This window comes from Enterobacter sp. NFIX58 (genome assembly GCF_900110475.1).
GTDB classification, from domain to species: domain Bacteria; phylum Pseudomonadota; class Gammaproteobacteria; order Enterobacterales; family Enterobacteriaceae; genus Enterobacter; species Enterobacter quasiroggenkampii.
Genome location: NZ_FODW01000001.1, coordinates 651,182 through 671,260, shown reverse-complemented (window position 1 = coordinate 671,260; position 20,079 = coordinate 651,182). Strand labels below are relative to the sequence as shown.

General features: G+C 61.7%; 2 protein-coding genes. Both read left to right on the top strand.

The window, feature by feature from the left end:
* The first annotated feature begins 597 nt into the window (after positions 1 to 597).
* Positions 598 to 1,935, top strand: coding sequence for a TolC family outer membrane protein (locus tag BMW97_RS03190; RefSeq protein WP_045910489.1), 1,338 nt, complete (start codon positions 598 to 600; stop codon positions 1,933 to 1,935).
* Positions 1,936 to 2,056: 121 nt separating this feature from the next.
* The gene (locus BMW97_RS03185) at positions 2,057 to 20,062 is read left to right on the top strand and encodes an Ig-like domain-containing protein (RefSeq protein ID WP_090392527.1); all 18,006 of its coding nucleotides are present in this window, start codon (positions 2,057 to 2,059) and stop codon (positions 20,060 to 20,062) included.
* Positions 20,063 to 20,079: the final 17 nt, after the last annotated feature.

Sequence of the window (20,079 nt, the reverse complement as noted above, 5' to 3'; positions counted from 1 at the left end):
GCAAGCCGTTTTGAATGTTAACCACAATGTTATTGTTATGTTTTATTTAACGATTTGGGTTATGTAACTACTGCATTCCTATTGTCTGGGTTTTTATTCTGAAAAATATTGTTAGTGTGGCTTTTGATTGCTTTAATTAGTTTATTAATGGCATTAAATTCTAATTTGTCTGGTTTAGCTACTTAAATTGACACTTCTTTGAAAATCTTTGTGTCTGACCCGCCCGGAAATTAACGCAAAAATGTGCAGGTGACGAATTAAGAATTTTCCTTAAATAACAGTCGGTTTATATGTTTCATCTGAAAGGTCATTTTAAGAGTTTTGTCCAGAAACCCCATCTTTTTTCTTAATTGTAACACCACATTAACATTGGGGGTGTAGTGGCTTATAACGCATTTTGTTATGCTGCTAACCACTTTAGGAAATAAGTAAATTCTTAATTTAAATAAGACGCAGGCAGATCTCATCTCCAGAGGAAATGGGTATGGGGAGTTTTACCTAAAATTCGGCAAGGATGCGAAATAAGATATTTGTCTAATTATCTGTACCTCTTTTTGGGTAATTGCTTCAGTGTCACTCAGAGTCAGGGAGATAAAAATGACGATATTGCGAAAGCCTATGTTACGTCGATTTACAGCAGCACTGGCATTCATTTCATTAGCCATAAATACGGCGTACGCCAATAGTAGTCAGGTGGGTATTGCCCCGGTTGCCACGACAACCTTAAAAGAAAGTATTCTTTTTGCTATCGATCGCGATCCGTCGATTAGTCAGCAGGCCGCGCAACTCGGTATTGGTCAGGCGCAAATAGATGAAGCGCGCAGCGGCTGGATGCCGCAAATATCGCTGAACGGCAGCACGGGCCATAGCCAGACCACCGATTCCAGCGGGTCGCTGAAGAATTCAGCCGCGTGGGGGCTGAGCCTGACGCAGCTGATATATGACTTTGGCAAGACCAATAACAGCATCAGCCAGTCTTCCGCCCAGCGCGATAGCTATCGCTACCAGCTGATGAGCACACTCTCTGACGTGGCGGAAAAAACGGCGCTGAGCTATGTCGAGGTCAAACGCTATGCCGATCTGCTGCAGGCGGCAAAGGAGAACGTTCAGGCGCTAAAAAATGTTGAGCAGCTGGCAAAGCTGCGCGCCGACGCGGGCGTGAGCTCGACCTCCGATGAGCTCCAGACCCGCACGCGTATTGCCGGCATGCAGGCGACGGTCGCGCAGTATCACGCCGCCTTAAACAGCGCCCGCGCAAGGCTCGCGGTATTAACCGGAATGCAGGCCGATAACTTTTCGCCTGTACCCGCAAATCTCGCTGTTGAGCCTGATTCGCTCAACCGCATTGATTATTCGCTGATACCGGCGGTCATGGCCGCGCAAAACATGGAGCGCTCAGCCCAGTATGGCGTGGAAACGGCGAAGTCCCAGCACTGGCCGACCCTAAGCCTGAAGGGCGGACGTACCCGTTACGAGTCGGACAACCGTTCGTACTGGGACGACCAGATCCAGCTCAATATTGACGCACCGCTTTATCAGGGCGGCGCGGTCTCTGCACGCGTGCGGCAGGCTGAAGGGGCACGGGCCATGGCCTCCTCTCAGGTCGATCAGGCGCGTTTCGATGTCCTGCAAAAAGCCTCCGTCGCGCAGGCGGACTGGACCGGTGCACGGGGAAGAATGGAGGCCGGGAAACAGCAGCTGGAAAATGCCCTGCGCGCCCGTGATGTCTATAAAAATGAGTACACCCTTAGCAAGCGGAGCATTAACGATCTGCTCAGCGTTGAGCAGGATGTCTGGCAGGCCACCTCGGCGAAAATAATCGCTGAGTATGATGGCTGGAGTTCGGCAATTAATTATGCTTCCGCGGTTGATAATTTAATGCCGCTTATTGGAATAGAGAAAAACGCTGCCGCAAAACTACCCGATTTGAGTTAAAAAAAGACGCGTATTGTCGCGCAAAATAAGTCTGAAAATAATGGGTGTTTTTTCCCAGGGATAGCTACATCCGTCTGGTGGACATATCCACAGGAATCCGTACACCTGCAAGGAGAGAAATATGAGTAACATAAAGGTTGTTGATGTCATCATTCGCAAAACGGCGGAGAAAACGAAATTAACCGGCGAAGGGAATTTGTCGGTCTCTATTTCATCCCCGAGCGTGATTGAAATCCAGGGTTCTGCTCAGGATGTGGCGCGTTATGTCCGTCAGGGGAAAGACCTCCTCATTTATATGAAAGATGGCAGCGTGATTCGCTGCAATAACTATTTTGTTGAAGATCCTGAAACGCATACTCAGTCAGAGCTGGTATTCAACGATCGTCAGGAACTGACGCATATTTCTTTTGCCGATGCCGGGGAAGCATCAGGCGTGGCGGTGACCGAGTTAACCGCGCAGGCCACACCGATTAGCAGCATTCAACCTTTCCTGGAGCAGGAAAGCGTCTTAAGCGATGCGCCGTGGGGCTGGATTGCGGGAGCTGCATTAGGCGGCGGTGCCATCGGGGCGCTGCTGGCAAACGGCGGCGACGGCGATACTAAAACAAAAGTTATTGATAATACGAAAGAGGTGGAAAGCGCCACGCCAACCTTCCTGCTGTCGGATAAAGCGGGCGACAAGCAGGGCGTGCTGACAGCAAACGCGATCACGGACGACAACACGCCAACCTTTAGCGGCACCGGTCAGCCGGGCGCGACGATCCAGATCAAAGACAGCAGCGGCAGCACCATCGCCAGCGCCATGGTGAGTAAAGAGGGCACCTGGACGGTAAAATTACCGACCCAGACGGACGGGGAACACACCTGGTCGGTGGTGCAGATCGACGGCAGTAAGACTACCGATGCGGGCAATATCACCGTAACGGTCTCGACCGCCGAGGCCGCCATTACGCTGGCCACTACGGCGGGCGATAACGTGCTTAACGCCAGCGAGCAATCCGCAGGCTTTACGCTCTCCGGCGCCAGCAAGAATCTGGCGCAGGGCACCGAACTTACCGTGACGCTGAACGGTAAAATCTACGCGGCCGAGGTGGGCGCTGACGGGACGTGGAGCGTTAACGTACCCGCGGCCGACGCGCAGGCGCTGGGCGATGGCGCCTGGACGGTCAACGTCAGCGGCAAAGACGCAGCGGGTAACACCGTGAGCGGCAGCCAGACAATCGGCGTGGATACCGTCGCGCCAACCCTCTCTGTCGATACCCTCGCGCAGGACAACATCATTAATGCCGCCGAGCACAGCCAGCCGCTGACGCTGACCGGCAAAACGAATGCGGAAGCCGGTCAGATCGTCACGGTCACGCTGAACGGTAAAAACTACAACGCCACGGTGGGCAGCGACGGCACCTGGTCCGTCACGCTGGCCGCGAACGACGTGCAGGCGCTCAGCGAGGGCAATCACACCCTGACGGTGAACGTCAGCGACAAAGCGGGCAACGGCTCGTCTGTCACCGCCGATTTTGCGGTGGATACCACCGCGCCGGTCGTCACCATCGATACCGTGGCGGGCGACGATATTCTCAATACCAGCGAGCAGGGTCAGGCGCAGATTATCTCCGGGCAGGCAAACGGCGCCGCTGCGGGGGATGTGGTCACCGTGACCGTTGGCGGCCAATCCTTCACCGGCGTGGTGCTGGCGGACGGCAGCTGGAGCGTGGGCGTTCCGGCATCCGTGCTGGGCGCGCTGGGTGAAGGCAACCACACGATTTCAGTTTCCGTGACCGACGCGGCAGGCAACACCGGCAGCGCCACACACGGCATTACGCTGAGCGGCAACCCGCCAGAATTTACGATTGATACCATCAGCCAGGACAACGTGTTGAATGCTCAGGAGGCAATGCAGCCGCTGAGCCTGACCGGCACCAGCAACCTGCCTGACGGCAGCGCCATCACCGTGACGCTGAACAACGTCAGCTATCAGGCCACCGTTGAAAACGGCATCTGGGCGGTCCAGGTGCCGGTTTCCGACGTCCTGAATCTGGCGAACACCCTTTACACCGTCAGCGTCAGCGGTACTGACAGCGTGGGTAACAGCGGCTCTGCCGCGGCGACGCTGCTGGTGGATACCGTGCTGCCGCAGGTGATCATCAACACCTTTGCAGGGGACAACCTGGTCAATAACGCCGAAGCGGGTGTGGATCAAACGCTCAGCGGTCGCGTCACCGGCGCGGCGGCGAGCGATACCGTTTCTGTCACCGTGGGCGGCAAGAGCTACACCGCCACGGTGGGCAGCGATCTGACCTGGAGCGTGAAAATCCCGTCAGCGGATCTTAAGGCGTTCGGCGACGGCGATTTAACCTTCACCGCGTCGGTGACCAATTCGCACGGCAATACCGGTACCGGCGAGCGCGATATCAACATCAACGCACAGCTGCCGGGCCTGCGTGTGAACACCATTTCCGGCGATGACGTGGTCAACGCCATTGAGCAGCAGCAGGATCTGACCGTCACCGGCTCCAGCACCCATCTGGCTGCCGGCACGCAGATTACCGTCACCATCAATAACGTTGAGTACGTTACCGCGGTGAACGCCAGCGGCCACTGGCAGATCGGCGTCCCGGCTGCGGACCTGCAGGCCTGGACCGCGGGAGAGGTGACGGTTAGCGTCAGCGCTGAAGATGCCTGGGGCAATACCGTTGCGGCTGAACACCCGATTGAACTCGATCTGAACGCCGTGGCGGTCACCATTGATACCGTCTCCGGCGACGACCTGCTGAATGCGGCAGAAAAAGGCGCCGATTTAACCCTTTCCGGCCAGACGCAGGGCGTGGAGGCGGGGCAGACCGTGGTGGTGAAATTCGCCGACCAGACCTTTACCGCACAGGTGCAGCAGGACGGCTCCTGGAGCCTGACCGTGCCTGCCAGCGCCATGGAAACCCTGATCGACGGGCGCGCGCAGGTGAGCGTCAGCGTCACGAACGTCAATGGCAACAGTGCCGACGCGTCGCGCGTGGTCACGGTGGATACGCTGCCGCCAGCGATTACGCTCGATAATCTGACCGCCGACAACATCATCAACGCGGCTGAGGCGCAGCAGGATTTAGCCTTGAGCGGCACCAGCAGTGCTGAAGCAGGCCAGACGGTCACCGTGACGCTGAACGGTAAAACGTATCAGACCACGGTCCAGACGGACGGTACCTGGCAGCTGATCGTTCCGGCGGCTGATGTCGGCGCCCTCAACGATGGCATCGTGACCGTGACGGCCACCGTGAGCGACGTGGCGGGCAACAGCAGCAGCGCCGACCGCGTGGGTCTGGTGGACGCGACCGTGCCGCAGGTGACCATTAACGACTTTGTCACCGACACTAACACCGTTAACCAGCTCGCCCATTCACAGGCGCAAATCCTGAGCGGCTCCGTCACCGGTGCGGCAGCGGGCGACCTTGTGACCATTACCATTAACAGCGTCGATTACACCACCGTGGTGGATGCGGCGGGCAACTGGAGCCTTGGCCTGCCGGCGTCCGTCGTGCAGGGGCTGAATGACGGCACCTGGACCATCGACGTCTCCGTGACCGACAGGTCCGGCAATACCGGAAGCACTTCGCTGGACGTGGTGGTGAATACCGTGACGCCTGTCATCGGTATCAACACGCTGGCGGCAGATGACGTGATTAACGCGGCTGAGAAAGGCGAAGCTCTGCAGATTTCCGGCACCAGCAACCAGCCGGAAGGCACGACCATTACGGTAATCCTGAACGGCATTCACTATACGGCCACCGCTGACGCGAGCGGAAACTGGAGCCTGACCGTTCCGGCGGCAAACGTCTCGGCGCTGGGCGAAGCGAATTACACCGTGACGGCGAACGTCACCGATAGCGTAGGCAACAGCGCCTCAACCTCGCACGATGTGCTGGTGGACAGCTCGCTGCCGGTGGTAACGATCAACACGCTGGCGGGCGACAATATCGTTAACGCGGCGGAAGTGGCGGCAGGGCAAACCCTGTCCGGTAAGGTAACGAACGCGGCGTCAGGTGACACTGTCACGATTATCCTCGGCGGCCAGACATACACGGCTACCGTTCAGGACGATCTCACCTGGAGCCTGCCGTTAACCCAGAGCCAGTTGACCGCGCTCGGCAACGGCGATCTCACCGTATCGGCCAGCGTCACCAACGGCCACGGCAATACCGGCTCTTCTTCTCTCGACTTCACCATCGACGCCCAGCTTCCGGGGCTGCGTATTGATACGGTCGCAGGCGACGACGTGATTAACGTGATTGAACACGCACAGAACCTGATTGTGTCCGGCACCAGCACCGATCTGGCGGCGGGCAGCGCCGTCACCGTGACCATCAACGGCAAAGCGTATTCCGCAACGGTGCTGGCGGACGGTACCTGGCAGGCGGCGGTACCGGCGGCGGACGTGTCCCAGTGGGCAGATGGCTCGCTGGATATCAAGGCAAGCGCGCAGGATGCCTCCGGCAACCCGGTAACCATCAGGACCGTCGTGGACGTCGATCTCGCGCCGGTCGCCATCACCATCAGCAGCGTGACCGACGATAACGTGCTTAACGCGGCGGAAAAAGGCCAGGATCTGGTGCTGTCCGGTACGACATCCAACGTTGAAGCGGGCCAGACCGTCACCATCACCTTCGCAGGGAAAACGTATACCACGACGGTGGATGGCAACGGCGACTGGACCTGGACCGTTCCGGCTGCCGATCTGAGCGGCCTGAAAGAGGGCGACGCCAGCGTGCAGGTCAGCGTGACCAACGTGAACGGCAACACGGCCTCTTCGGCGCAGGCATTCAGCGTCGACACCACCGCGCCGACGGTGACCATCAACACCATCAGCGGCGATAACATGCTGAATGCGGCTGAGGCGGCGCAGGATCTGACCCTGAGCGGGACGTCTACGGCCGAAGCAGGCCAGACGGTCACCGTGACCTTCAACGGCAATCAGTACAGCGCGCAGGTGCAGGCGGACGGCAGCTGGACGCTCGACGTGCCTGCGGCGGATCTGGCAGGCATTACCGACGGCAGCGCGGCGGTCACGGTGACCGTGTCCGATAAAGCAGGTAACCCGGCCAGCGCGGGATCCTCGGTGCTGGTGGACACCACCGTGCCGCAGATCACCTTCAACATCGTTGCCGGCGACGACATCGTGAATATTGCCGAGCACGGCCAGGCGCTGATCGTCTCCGGTAAGGTGACGGGCGCGCAGGCGGGCGACGTGATTACCGTGACCCTGAACGGTAAAGACTACACCGCCATGCTGGACGCGTCCGGCAGCTGGAGCGTGGGTGTTCCGGCGGCGGACGTGGGCGCGCTGGCCAATGGTGACCAGACGATCTCCGCGACCCTCACCGACAAAGCCGGTAACAGCGCCAGCGCGACGCACGAATTTGACGTCTCCCTGACCGCGCCGGTCATTGCCATCAATACCCTGGCGGTTGACGACGTGATCAACGCGACCGAGAAAGGCCAGGATCTACAGGTATCCGGCACCAGTAACCAGCCGGACGGAACGACCATTACGGTGACCCTGAACGGAATCAGCTATACGGCCACCACCGACGCGAGCGGGAACTGGAGCGTGACCGTTCCGGCGGCAAACGTCTCGGCGCTGGGCGAAGCGAGTTACACCGTGACGGCGAGCGTGACTGACGCCGCGGGCAACAGCGCGAGCACCGGCCACAGCGTGCTGGTCGACAGCGCGCTGCCGCAGGTCACCATCAACCCGGTCGCCACGGACGATGTCATTAACGCCGCGGAAGTAGCTGCGGGACAGACCCTGAGCGGGAAAGTGAGCGGCGCGGCGAGCGGTGACACTGTCACCATTTCCATTGGTGGCAATACCTATACGGCGACGGTTCAGGACGATCTGAGCTGGTCGGTCAACGTGCCGTCCTCGGTCTTAACCGCCATCGGTAACGGCGATCTGACGGTGTCAGCCAGCGTCACCAACGGCCACGGCAACACCGGCACCGGCGAGCGCGACATCAGCATCGACGCAAACCTGCCGGGCCTGCGCGTCGATACCGTGGCAGGCGACGACGTGATTAACAGCATTGAGCACGCTCAAAATCTGATTATCACCGGCTCCAGCGACGGACTGGCAACGGGCGCGGCGCTGACGGTCACCGTCAACGGCAAAACCTACGCGGCCACCGTACTGGCGGACGGCACCTGGACGGCGGCCATTCCGGCGGCCGACGTCAGCGCGCTGGCTGCGGGCACGGTCACCGTGACCGTGGAGGGGCAAAGCACCGCGGGGAATCCGGTGACCATCAGCCATGACGTGAAGGTGGATCTGGCGGCAGTCGCCATCAGTATTAACCCGATTGCCTCTGACGACGTGATTAACGCGGCGGAGAAAGGCGCGGACCTGCTGCTGTCCGGCTCCACCACCAACGTGGAAGAAAACCAGACCGTTACCATCATCTTCGGCGGCAAGTCGTACACCGCGACGGTCGATGCCGACGGCAACTGGACGGCTACCGTACCGTCTGCCGACGTGGGCAGCCTGAAGGACGGCGATGCCAGCGTGCAGGTGAGCGTGACCAACGTGAACGGCAACAGCGCCTCGGCGGGCCGCGGGTACAGCGTGGACGCGACCGCGCCGACGGTGTCTATTGAAATCATCAGCGACAACAACATCATCAATGCGGCTGAAGCGCAGCAGGATCTGGTGATTAACGGCGTCACCAACGCCGAAGCGGGCCAGACCGTCACCGTGACCCTGAACGGCGTGGACTATACCACCACCGTGCAGGCCAACGGCAGCTGGAGCGTGACCGTGCCGTCCGCGGATCTGAACGGTATTACCGACGGGAACTACACCGTCAGCGCCGCCGTATCGGACAAAGCGGGCAACCCGGCCTCCGCGGATCGCGACGTGCTGGTGGATACCACCGTTCCACAGTTGACCATTCACACCGTGTCCGACGACGACGTGATCAACAGCGCCGAGCACGTGCAGGCATTGATTGTCACCGGTTCCGTGACCGGCGCGGCGGCGGGCGACGTGGTCACCGTCACCCTCAACGGCAAATCGTACACCGCCACCCTGGACGCCTCCGGCAACTGGAGCGTGGGCGTGCCTGCGGCGGACGTCACCGCGCTGGCCGCCGGGGATTACACCATTACCGCGGCGCTGACCGATAAAGCGGGCAACAGCAACAGCGCCACGCACGGCGTGGCGGTGAACCTGACCGCGCCGGGGCTGACCATTGACACTGTTTCCGGTGACGATGTGATCAATAACACCGAGAAAACCCAGGATCTGACCCTCTCCGGTACGGCTTCCGGCCTGGCGGCAGGCGCGGTGGTGACCGTGATGCTGAACGGCAAAGCGTACAGCGCGCAGGTGGACGATAACGGAAAATGGACCACCACCGTTCCGGCGAGCGAAGTCGGTCAGCTGGGCGAGGCGCTTTACACCGTCACCGCCTCGGCGACGGACAGCGTCGGTAACAGCACCAGCGCGTCGCACACCGTAAACGTGGAGTCCGTTCTGCCGGGCGTGATCGTCAACACCATTGCGGGCGACGACGTGATTAACGCCGCCGAGCTGGCAGCCGGCCAGACCATCAGCGGTAAGGTGGTGAATGCCGAAGCGGGCAACACCCTGACCGTGACCATTGGCGGTAACATCTACACCGCAACGGTGCAGAGCGATCTTACCTGGTCCGTTAACGTGCCTTCGGACGTGCTGACCGCGCTGGGTAACGGCGATTTAACGGTGTCGGCCAGCGTGACCAACGGCGTCGGCAACAGCGGATCCGCTGAGCGCGATATCACTATCGACGCTAACCTGCCGGGCCTGCGCGTGGATACCGTGGCGGGCGACGACGTGATCAACAGTATCGAACACGGGCAGAACCTGATTATCACCGGCACCAGCGACGGGCTGGCGGCGGGCGCGGCGCTGACCGTGACCGTCAACGGCAAAACCTATCCGGCGACCGTGCTGGCGGACGGCACCTGGCGCGCGGCGATCCCGGCTGCGGACGTGGGTGCGCTGAATGCAGGCACGGTCACCGTGACCGTGGCAGGCCAGAGCAGCGCCGGTAATCCGGTCTCCATCAGCCATGATGTGACGGTGGACCTGGCGACCGTTGCCATCAGCATAGATGCGATTGCCGCAGACGACGTGATTAACGCCGCCGAGAAGGGCGCGGATCTGGTGCTCTCCGGGGCGACCTCAAACGTTGAGGAAAACCAGACCGTTACCATCACCTTCGGCGGCAAGAGCTACACCGCGACCGTAGGCGCCGACGGCAAATGGACGACCACGGTGCCAGCCGCCGACCTGGCGGGTCTGAAAGACGGCGACGCCAGCGTGCAGGTGAGCGTCACCAACGTGAACGGCAACAGCGCCTCGGCGGGCCGCGAGTACAGCGTGGATGCGACCGCGCCGAGCGTGACCATTAACACCCTTGCGACGGACGACATTCTTAATGCCGCCGAAGCGAAGAGCGATCTGACCGTGTCCGGTACCAGTACCGCCGAAGCGGGCCAGACGGTCACCGTATTGTTGAACGGCAAAGACTACACCACAACCGTCAGCGCGGATGGCAGCTGGACGCTGAACGTTCCGGCGGCCGATGTTGCGGCCCTGACGGACGGCAGCGTGACCGTGACCGCAAGCGTCAGCGACAAGGCGGGTAACCCGGCGTCCGTGGACCACAACCTGACGGTGGATGTGACCGTTCCTGCGGTCACTATCAACACCATCGCGGGTGACGATGTGATTAACGTGGCTGAACACAGTCAGGCACACGTTATCAGCGGCACCGCCACCGGCGCGGCAGCGGGCGATAAGGTGACCGTCACCATCGGCGGCCAGACGTACACCACCGTGCTGGACGCGGCGGGGAACTGGAGCGTGGGCGTACCGGCCAGCGTCATTTCCGGCCTCAGCGACGGCACCGTGACCGTGACTGCGTCCGTCACCGACGCGGCGGGCAACACCGGCACCGGCACGCATAGCGTGACCGTCGATACCGGTCTGCCGTCCGTGGCCTTCAACGCCATCAGCGGTGACAACGTGCTGAATGCGGTGGAGAAAGGTCAGGACCTGAGCGTGAGCGGCACCAGCGCCAACCTGGCGGAAGGCACCGTGGTGACCGTGACCCTGAACGGCAAAAACTACACGGCGACGACCGCGGCAGACGGCACCTGGAGCCTGGCGGTTCCGGCGGCGGATCTGGCCGGTCTGGGTCAGGCCAACTACACCCTGAATGCGACCGCCACCAACGGCGTGGGCAACAGCGTCAGCAACACCGCGAACCTGCTGGTGGACACCGCGCTGCCGACGGTCACCATTAACACCGTGGCGGGCGATAACGTCATTAATGCGGCGGAAGTGGCCGCAGGCCAGACCCTGAGCGGCACCGTGGCGAATGCCGAAGCGGGCAATATCGTGACCGTGACCATTGGTGACAACAGCTACACCGCAACGGTGCAGAACGACCTGACCTGGTCCGTCAACGTGCCGTCGGACGTGCTGACCGCGCTGGGCAACGGCAGCCTGAGCGTGACGGCGACCGTCACCAACGGCCACGGCAACACCGGCACCGGCGAGCGCGAGATCGCGATCGACGCTAACCTGCCGGGCCTGCGTGTGGACACCGTGGCGGGCGACAACGTCATCAACAGCATTGAGCATGCGCAGAATCTCATTGTCACCGGCTCCAGCGACGGGCTGGCACCGGGCACGACGCTGACCGTCACCATCAACGGCAAAGACTATGCGGCCACGGTGCTGGCGGACGGCAGCTGGAGCGCGGCTGTGCCGTCTACCGACGTGAGCGCGTGGCCGGAAGGCACCGTCAAAATCAGCGTCACTGGCGACAGCGCTGCGGGCAATCCGATTACCATCAGCCACGATGTGACGGTAGATCTGGCGACCGTTGCCATCAGCATCAATGCGATTGCCACCGACGACGTGATTAACGCGGCGGAGAAGGGCGCGGATCTGGTGCTGTCCGGTGCGACCATCAACGTGGAAGCCGGGCAGACCGTGACCATCAGCCTGAACGGCAAAATCTATAGTGCGACAGTGGACGACAGCGGCAACTGGACCTGTACCGTACCGTCTGCGGATCTGGCTGGCCTGAAGGACGGCGACGCCAGCGTGCAGGTGAGCGTCACCAACGTGAACGGCAACAGCGCCTCGGCGGGCCGCGAGTACAGCGTGGATGCGACCGCGCCGAGCGTGACCATCAACACCCTGGCGACGGACAACATTCTTAATGCCGCCGAAGCGAAGAGCGATCTGACCGTGTCCGGCAGCAGCTCTGCCGAAGCGGGCCAGACGGTGACCGTGTCGCTGAACGGCAAAGACTACACCACCACCGTCAGCGCGGACGGCAGCTGGACGCTGAACGTCCCGGCGGCCGATGTAGCGGCCCTGACGGACGGCAGTGTGACCGTGACCGCAAGCGTCAGCGACAAGGCGGGTAACCCGGTGTCCGTTGATCACAACCTGACGGTGGACGTCACCGTTCCGGCGGTGACCATCAGCACCGTAGCGGGTGACGATGTTATTAACCTCGCAGAACACAGCCAGGCGCACATCATCAGCGGTACCGCCACCGGCGCGGCCGCGGGCGATAAGGTCACCGTCACCATCGGCGGCCAGACGTACACCACCGTGCTGGACGCGGCGGGTAACTGGAGCGTGGGCGTACCGGCCAGCGTCATTTCCGGCCTCAGCGACGGCACCGTGACCGTGACTGCGTCCGTCACAGACGCGGCGGGCAACACCGGCACCGGCAGCCATAACGTGACCGTCGATACCGGTCTGCCATCGGTCAGCTTCAACGCCATCAGCGGTGACAACGTGCTGAATGCGGTGGAGAAAGGTCAGGATCTGAGCGTGAGCGGCACCAGCGCCAACCTGGCGGAAGGCACCGTGGTGACCGTGACCCTGAACGGCAAAAACTACACGGCGACGACCGCCGCAGACGGCACCTGGAGCCTGACGGTCCCGGCGGCGGATCTGGCGAGCCTGGGCGAAGCCAACTACACCCTGAGCGCGGCCGCGACCAACGGCGTGGGCAACAGCGTGAGCAACACCGCGAATCTGCAGGTGGATACCGCGCTGCCGGGCGTCACCATCAACACCATCGCGGGCGATAACGTTATCAACGCGGCGGAAGTGGCCGCGGGCCAGACCCTCAGCGGCAAGGTAACGAACGCGGAAGCGGGCAATACCGTCACCGTGACCATTGGCGGTAACACCTACACCGCGACGGTGCAGAGCGATCTGACCTGGTCCGTGAACGTGCCGGAGTCCGTCCTGACGGCGCTGGGCAATGGCGATTTGACCGTGTCAGCAACCGTCACCAACGGCCATGGCAATACCGGGACCGGCGAGCGCGAGATCGCGATCGACGCTAACCTGCCGGGCCTGCGCGTCGATACCGTCGCGGGCGACGATGTGATTAACAGCATCGAACATACTCAAAACCTGATCGTCTCCGGCACCAGCGACGGGCTGGCGGCAGGCACAACGCTCACCGTGACCGTCAATGGCAAAACCTATGCGGCCTCCGTGCTGGCAGACGGTTCCTGGAGCGCGGCGATCCCGGCGGCAGACGTCGCGGCCTTCGCAGCAGGTACGGTCACCGTGACCGTTGCAGGCCAGAGCGCGGCGGGCAACCCGGTGACCATCAGCCATGACGTGACCGTCGATCTGGCGGCGGTGGCTATCAGCATCGATGCGATTGCCACCGACGACGTGATTAACGCGGCGGAGAAAGGTGTGGATCTGGTGCTCTCCGGCAGCACCTCGAACGTGGAGGAAAACCAGACCGTTACGGTTAGCTTCGGCGGCAAGACGTACACCGCGAAGGTGGATGCTGACGGTAACTGGACGGCCACCGTGCCGTCCGCAGATCTCGCGGGCCTGAAAGACGGTGACGCCAGCGTGCAGGTGAGTGTCACCAACGCGCACGGCAACAGCGCGTCGGCGGGCCGGGAGTACAGCGTGGACGCGACTGCGCCAACCGTGACCATTGATACGGTCGCAGGCGATAACGTGATTAACGGCAGCGAAGCGGCTGCGGGCGTTGCTATCTCCGGCACTACCACGGCGGAAGCCGGGCAGACGGTCACCGTGACGCTGGGCGGGAAGAGCTATACCGCCCAGGTGCAGCAGGGCGGCGTCTGGAGCGTGAACGTTCCGGGCAGCGATCTGACCGCACTGGCGGATAGCGGCTACACCGTGCAGGTGAGCGTGAGCGACGCGGCGGGGAACCCGGGCAGCGCGGGTAAGACGATTACGCTTGATACCACGCCGCCGACCGTCAGCTTTAACGTGGTGGCGGGCGATGACGTGATTAACAGCGTGGAGCACGGCCAGGCGCAGATCGTCAGCGGGTCGGCAACCGGCGCGAACGTCGGTGATAAAGTGGTTATCACCCTCGGTTCGCACCAGTACACCACTACCGTTGACGCCAGCGGCAACTGGAGCGTGGGCGTTCCGGCCAGCGTGATTTCCGCGCTGACCGACGGCACCGTGACCCTCAGCGCGACCATTACCGACAGCGCGGGTAACAGCAGCACCCAGACCCATGACTTGGTGATCAACACCGCCTCCGTGGCGCTGACGGTGAACACCGTTAGCGGTGACGACGTCATCAACGCGGCTGAAGCCGGTTCGTCACTGGTGATTAACGGCTCCAGCGCGCAGCTCGCCAGCGGGACTCAGGTCACCGTGACCCTGAACGGCAAGACCTATACCGCCACGATTCAGAACGACGGCACCTGGACGACCACCGTACCGGCCGCCGACGTGGGCGCCCTGGCCGATGGCGCGCGCTATCAGGTGTCCGTATCGGCACAGGACAGCGCGGGCAACAGCGCGTCGGCAACGCACGGCATCAGCGTGGATACTACTGCGCCGGTGGTGAGCATTGGGACGCTGTCGGTTGACGACATGCTGAACGCCGCGGAAGCGCAGCAGCCGCTGACCGTGCACGGATCTTCCAGCGCGGAGGCGGGTCAGACCGTTACCGTGACGCTGGGCGGCAAAACCTACACTGCGCTTGTCGGCAGCGACGGCACCTGGACGCTCGACGTGCCGGCAGCCGACCTGGCCGCCCTGAGCCAGGGCGCGCTGACGGTCACCGCCTCCGTCAACGATAAAGCGGGTAATAACGGCCAGACCACGCACACCTTAACAGTGGATACCGTCGCGCCAACCGTGACCATCAGCACCGTGGCCGATGACGATATCGTCAACAACGCGGAGCAGCTGACGGGCCAGACCATCCGCGGCACGACCACGGCGGAACAGGGCCAGACGGTGACCGTCTCCTTCAACGGGCACAGCTATCAGGCGACCGTCGGGGCAGACGGATCGTGGTCGGTCTTCGTGCCGGGCCGTGATTTCCTCGGCCTGAGCGACGGGGAGTACACCATCACCGCGTCGGTGAGCGACAAGGCGGGCAACCCGGGCAGCGCAACGCACGACGTGACGCTGAACGGCGATGTTCCAACCATCACCATTAACACCTTTGCGCAGGACGACATCGTCAACGCCGCAGAGCACGGCACGCCGCTGGTCATCAGCGGCACCACCGATGCGCCGGCAGGCCAGACGGTGACCATCACGCTGAACGGTAAAACCTATGCGGCTACCGTCCAGAATGACGGTACCTGGAGCTACACGGTGGGAAGCGCTGACGTGACCGCGCTGGCAGACGGCGGCTCGTACGTGATTAACGCGCAGGTCAGCAATACCATCGGCAACAGCGCCAGCGATAACCATACCGTCACGGTCGATCTGACTGCGCCGTCGATGGGGATCGCTATTGATTCGCTGCAAAACGACACCGGCCTGAGCGCAACGGATTTCATCACCAACGACAGCCAGGTCGTCGTCAACGGCTCGCTGACCGCGCAGCTCGGTAATAACGAGAAGGCGCAGATCAGCCTCGACGGCGGCGTCACCTGGATTGACCTGACCGTGACCGGCACCACCTGGCGCTACGCCGATGGCCGCACCCTGACGGACGGGACGTATCAGTACCAGGTCCGCGTGATTGATAACGCGGGCAACGTGGGGGCCACGGACAGCCAGGACGTGGTGATTGACCTGACGAAGCCTGCGGCAACCACCATTACCGTGGATTCCATTACGCAGGATACCGGCCTGTCCGGCAGCGACTTTATCACCAGCGACAACCAGATCAGCCTGAAAGGGACGCTGGGCGCGGCGCTGGGCAGCGGCGACCACGCGCAGATCAGCCTTGACGGCGGCGTCACCTGGACCGACGTCAGCGTCAGCGGCCTGAGCTGGACGTATGTCGATGGCCGTACGCTGGCCGACGGGGATTACAACTACCAGCTGCGCGTGATTGACGATGCGGGCAACATCAGCGCCACCGCCTCTCAGGTGGTGACCATTGATACCGTTGCGCCGGACGCCAGCAAAACGATCGCCATCGACAGCATCAGCGACGATACCGGCCTGAGCAGCAGCGACTTTATCACTCGCGACACGTCCCTGACGTTGCACGGCTCGCTCGGCGCGACGCTGGCCGACGGCGAATACGCCCAGATCAGCATCGACGGCGGCGTCACCTGGCAGAACGTGATCGTCACCGGCAACAGCTGGTACTACGTCGATAGCCGCACGCTGGGTAACCAGACCTATGACTACTACGTCCGCGTGGTGGATGCCGCCGGTAACGTGGGGGCCAGCGCCCATCAGCAGGTGACCGTCGATACGGTCGCCCCGGATGCGGCGATTACGGTGACCGTGGATAACATTACCGTGGATACCGGCTTCGATAATAACGACTTCCTGACCAGTTCGACCTCGTACACGCTGCACGGAACGCTCGGCGCAGAACTCGGCGCGGGTGAATTCGTGCAGGTGAGCATGGACGGCGGCACGACCTGGGTATACGCCACCGTAAGCGGGACGCAGTGGAGCTACAGCGACACGCGAACCCTGACCGACGGCAGCCATAACTACCAGGTGCGGGTCGTTGACCTGGCGGGGAACGTTGGAGCCACCACCTCGCAGGCGGTGACGGTGGATACGCAGGCGCCGCAGTACGGCGTCACCATCGACAGCATCAGCGAAGATACCGGCCAGTCCGGCAGTGATTTCATCACCATGGACACCACGCTGACCATCAACGGTTCGCTGGGCAGCGCGCTGGCAAGCGACGAGCGCGTACAGATCAGCCTCGACGGCGGGAATACCTGGCTCGATACCACGGTCACCAACCAGCGCTGGAGCTACACCGATACCCGCGATCTGCCTGACGGGGACTACACCTACCAGGTGCGGATTATCGACCAGGCGGGCAACGTGGGGTCCACCGCGTCTCAGGTCGTCACGGTAGACACCACGCCGCCGACCACGGTTGGCACGGTCGTGAGCTACACCGACGGTGAAGGTGAGCGTCAGGGCACCTTTGGCAGCGCGGTGGCAACGGACGATAACTCGCCGCTGATCAACGGGACGCTTAACCGCGCCCCGGATGACGGCGAGATCGTGCAGCTTTACCGTGACGGGGTCCTGCTCGGCCAGGTGACCATGAACGGCAGCGCAAGCTGGTCCTTCCAGGACAACGGCCTGAGCGACGGGAATCACACCTACATCGTGCGCGTCACCGACAGGGCCGGAAACTACACGGAATCCGACGGCTTCGTGCTGAACGTTGATACCAGCATCCCGACCACCACGGCGGCGATTACCGCGCAGACCACGTCTGATACCACGCCGATCGTCACCGGTACCGTCTCCGCTGACCTGGTGAACGGTGAATATCTGGTGGTGACGGTGAACGGCAAAACCTACACCTCCCAGACCGGCGGCGCGGTGGTGGTCGACCCGGATCATAACACCTGGTATCTGCAGATCCCGGACGGCGATGCGCTGGGCGTGGCGAGCTACAGCGTGACCGCGCAGGTGAAGAGCAGCGCGGGTAACGGCAATACCACGGGTACGGCGACCGGTAGCCTGGTGATTGATACCACCTCGGTGAACACCGACTGGGCAACCACGGCGGGGAACAGCAACAACTCCACCATGACCCTCGGCATGAACAGCAGCGGTCTGTGGAATATCATCGCTAACGGCCAGTCTTACTCCAGCAGCGATAGCTCGACCTATGCCGGCAATACGCTGACTAACACCCGTAACTACTACGTGGTGAGCCAGACCGCCGCCGACTTTGACCGTAACGGCACGCAGGACATTTTCGCGACGGAAAATACCTACGCCGGGTCAACGCAGGTGATGTGGACCTACGATGGCAGCACCTATAACGCCAGTCAGCTGGCAATGGGGACCACCATCTGGTACGGCGGTGTGATTGCGTACGATAAAACCGGGGATGGGTATCTGGATCTGGCGTACGGCGATGCCGGTATGGACTCCCTGACCTATCTGGTGAACAACAAGGGTGTCCTGTCGCCGGACGGCACCGGTGGAGAAGGCGGTTTCTACGGCCAGTTTGATTCCGGGCGCGAAATCTCCGGCGTTGACCTGAACAACGACGGTACGGTGGATATTGTTCAGCACACCAACCGCAGCGGCGCGTACTCGTTAACCGTGATCAACAACAACGGTAACGGGACGTTATCCATCGGTCAGAACCTGACGAACGTGTTTGTGGCTAACGCCTCGAATACCACCACGGCGGCGTCCATGACGTGGGCAGACTTCAACGGCGATGGCTACATGGATCTGTACCTGGGCAGCAGCTACAACAACAACGGCGGGGTGATCTACTACAACGACGGTACCGGGAAGCTCTCGGCCACCAAGAGCGCGGTCGAGGCCTCTAACGCAGCGGCGGGCTATCTGTCGGTGGCGGTGGACTGGAACGGTGACGGGCAGATGGACATCATCAAGCTCAGCACCTACGGCGGCTCGCAGACGGCGACCCTGTTCACCAACAACGGCTACGGCTCCACCTGGACCTCAAGCCAACTGGCGTCCGGCATTGCTTACGCCACCGGCGTGGCGGCAGTGGACTACAACTGGGACGGCGCGCAGGATCTGCTGGTCTCTCAGCAGAACGGCAAGGTGGTGCTGGTGCAAAACAGCAAAACCATTGCTGATGGCACCGCGATGCATCTGCACATTGTCGACAGCGAGGGCATCAACGCCTACTACGGCAATACGGTCAACCTGTACAACGCCGCGGGCGTGCTGGTGGCCTCGCAGATCATCAACGCCCAGTCCGGTATCGGGTCGAACGACACCTCCGCGCTGGTGAGCTTCTACGGGCTGGATCCGAATGAAACCTATTCGGCCGAGATCCTGAAGATCACCAACGGCGTGTCGGATAACGTCACCTGGAGCGGTCTGGAAGCGGGCAACGGCAAAGAGGGCTACGTCCTGACGGCCGAAGCGGCCACAGGCGGCAACAGCGGAACCATTACCGGAACCGGGTATAACGACACCTTTATCGCAGAGCAGGGTACCTATACCTACAACGGTTCCGGCGGCTGGACTACCCATTCCGACCATGACACCTGGAGCAACACCGGTGGGATGGACGTGGTGGATTACCGCAATGCGACCTCTGGCGTGACCGTTGACCTGCGCCTCTCAACCGCGCAGGACACCGGCTTCGGCACCACGCGTCTGCTGAACATTGAAGGGATTAACGGCTCGGATTACGACGACGTCATCACCGGCAACAGCGGTGATAACCGGTTCGAAGGCCGCGGCGGAAACGACACCTTCAACATCGGCAGCGGCGGCCACGATACGCTGCTCTACAAGCTGATCAACGCCTCGGATGCCACGGGCGGTAACGGTCACGACGTGGTGAACGGCTTTACGGTCGGCACCTGGGAAGGGACGGCGGACACGGATCGTATTGACCTGCGCGATCTGCTTTCCGGCAGCGGCTATACCGGCACGGGCTCGGCGAGCTACGTGAACGGCGTGGCCACGCTGGACAGCAGCGCGGGCAATATCAGCGATTACATCCGCGTGGTGCAGAACGGCAGCAATACCGAGATCCAGGTTGACCTGGACGGTACCGGCGGTCAGTTCTCGCCAACCACCCTGGTGACGCTGAACGGCGTGCAGACGGATCTGGCGACGCTGCTGGCGAACCATCAACTGTTAATTGCGTAAAACAACGCCGCGGGGAG

Coding starts and splice junctions, on each gene's coding strand:
- BMW97_RS03185 (WP_090392527.1), top strand. CDS start 2,057: ATGAGTAACATAAAGGTTGTTGATGTCATCATTCGCAAAACGGCGGAG.
- BMW97_RS03190 (WP_045910489.1), top strand. CDS start 598: ATGACGATATTGCGAAAGCCTATGTTACGTCGATTTACAGCAGCACTG.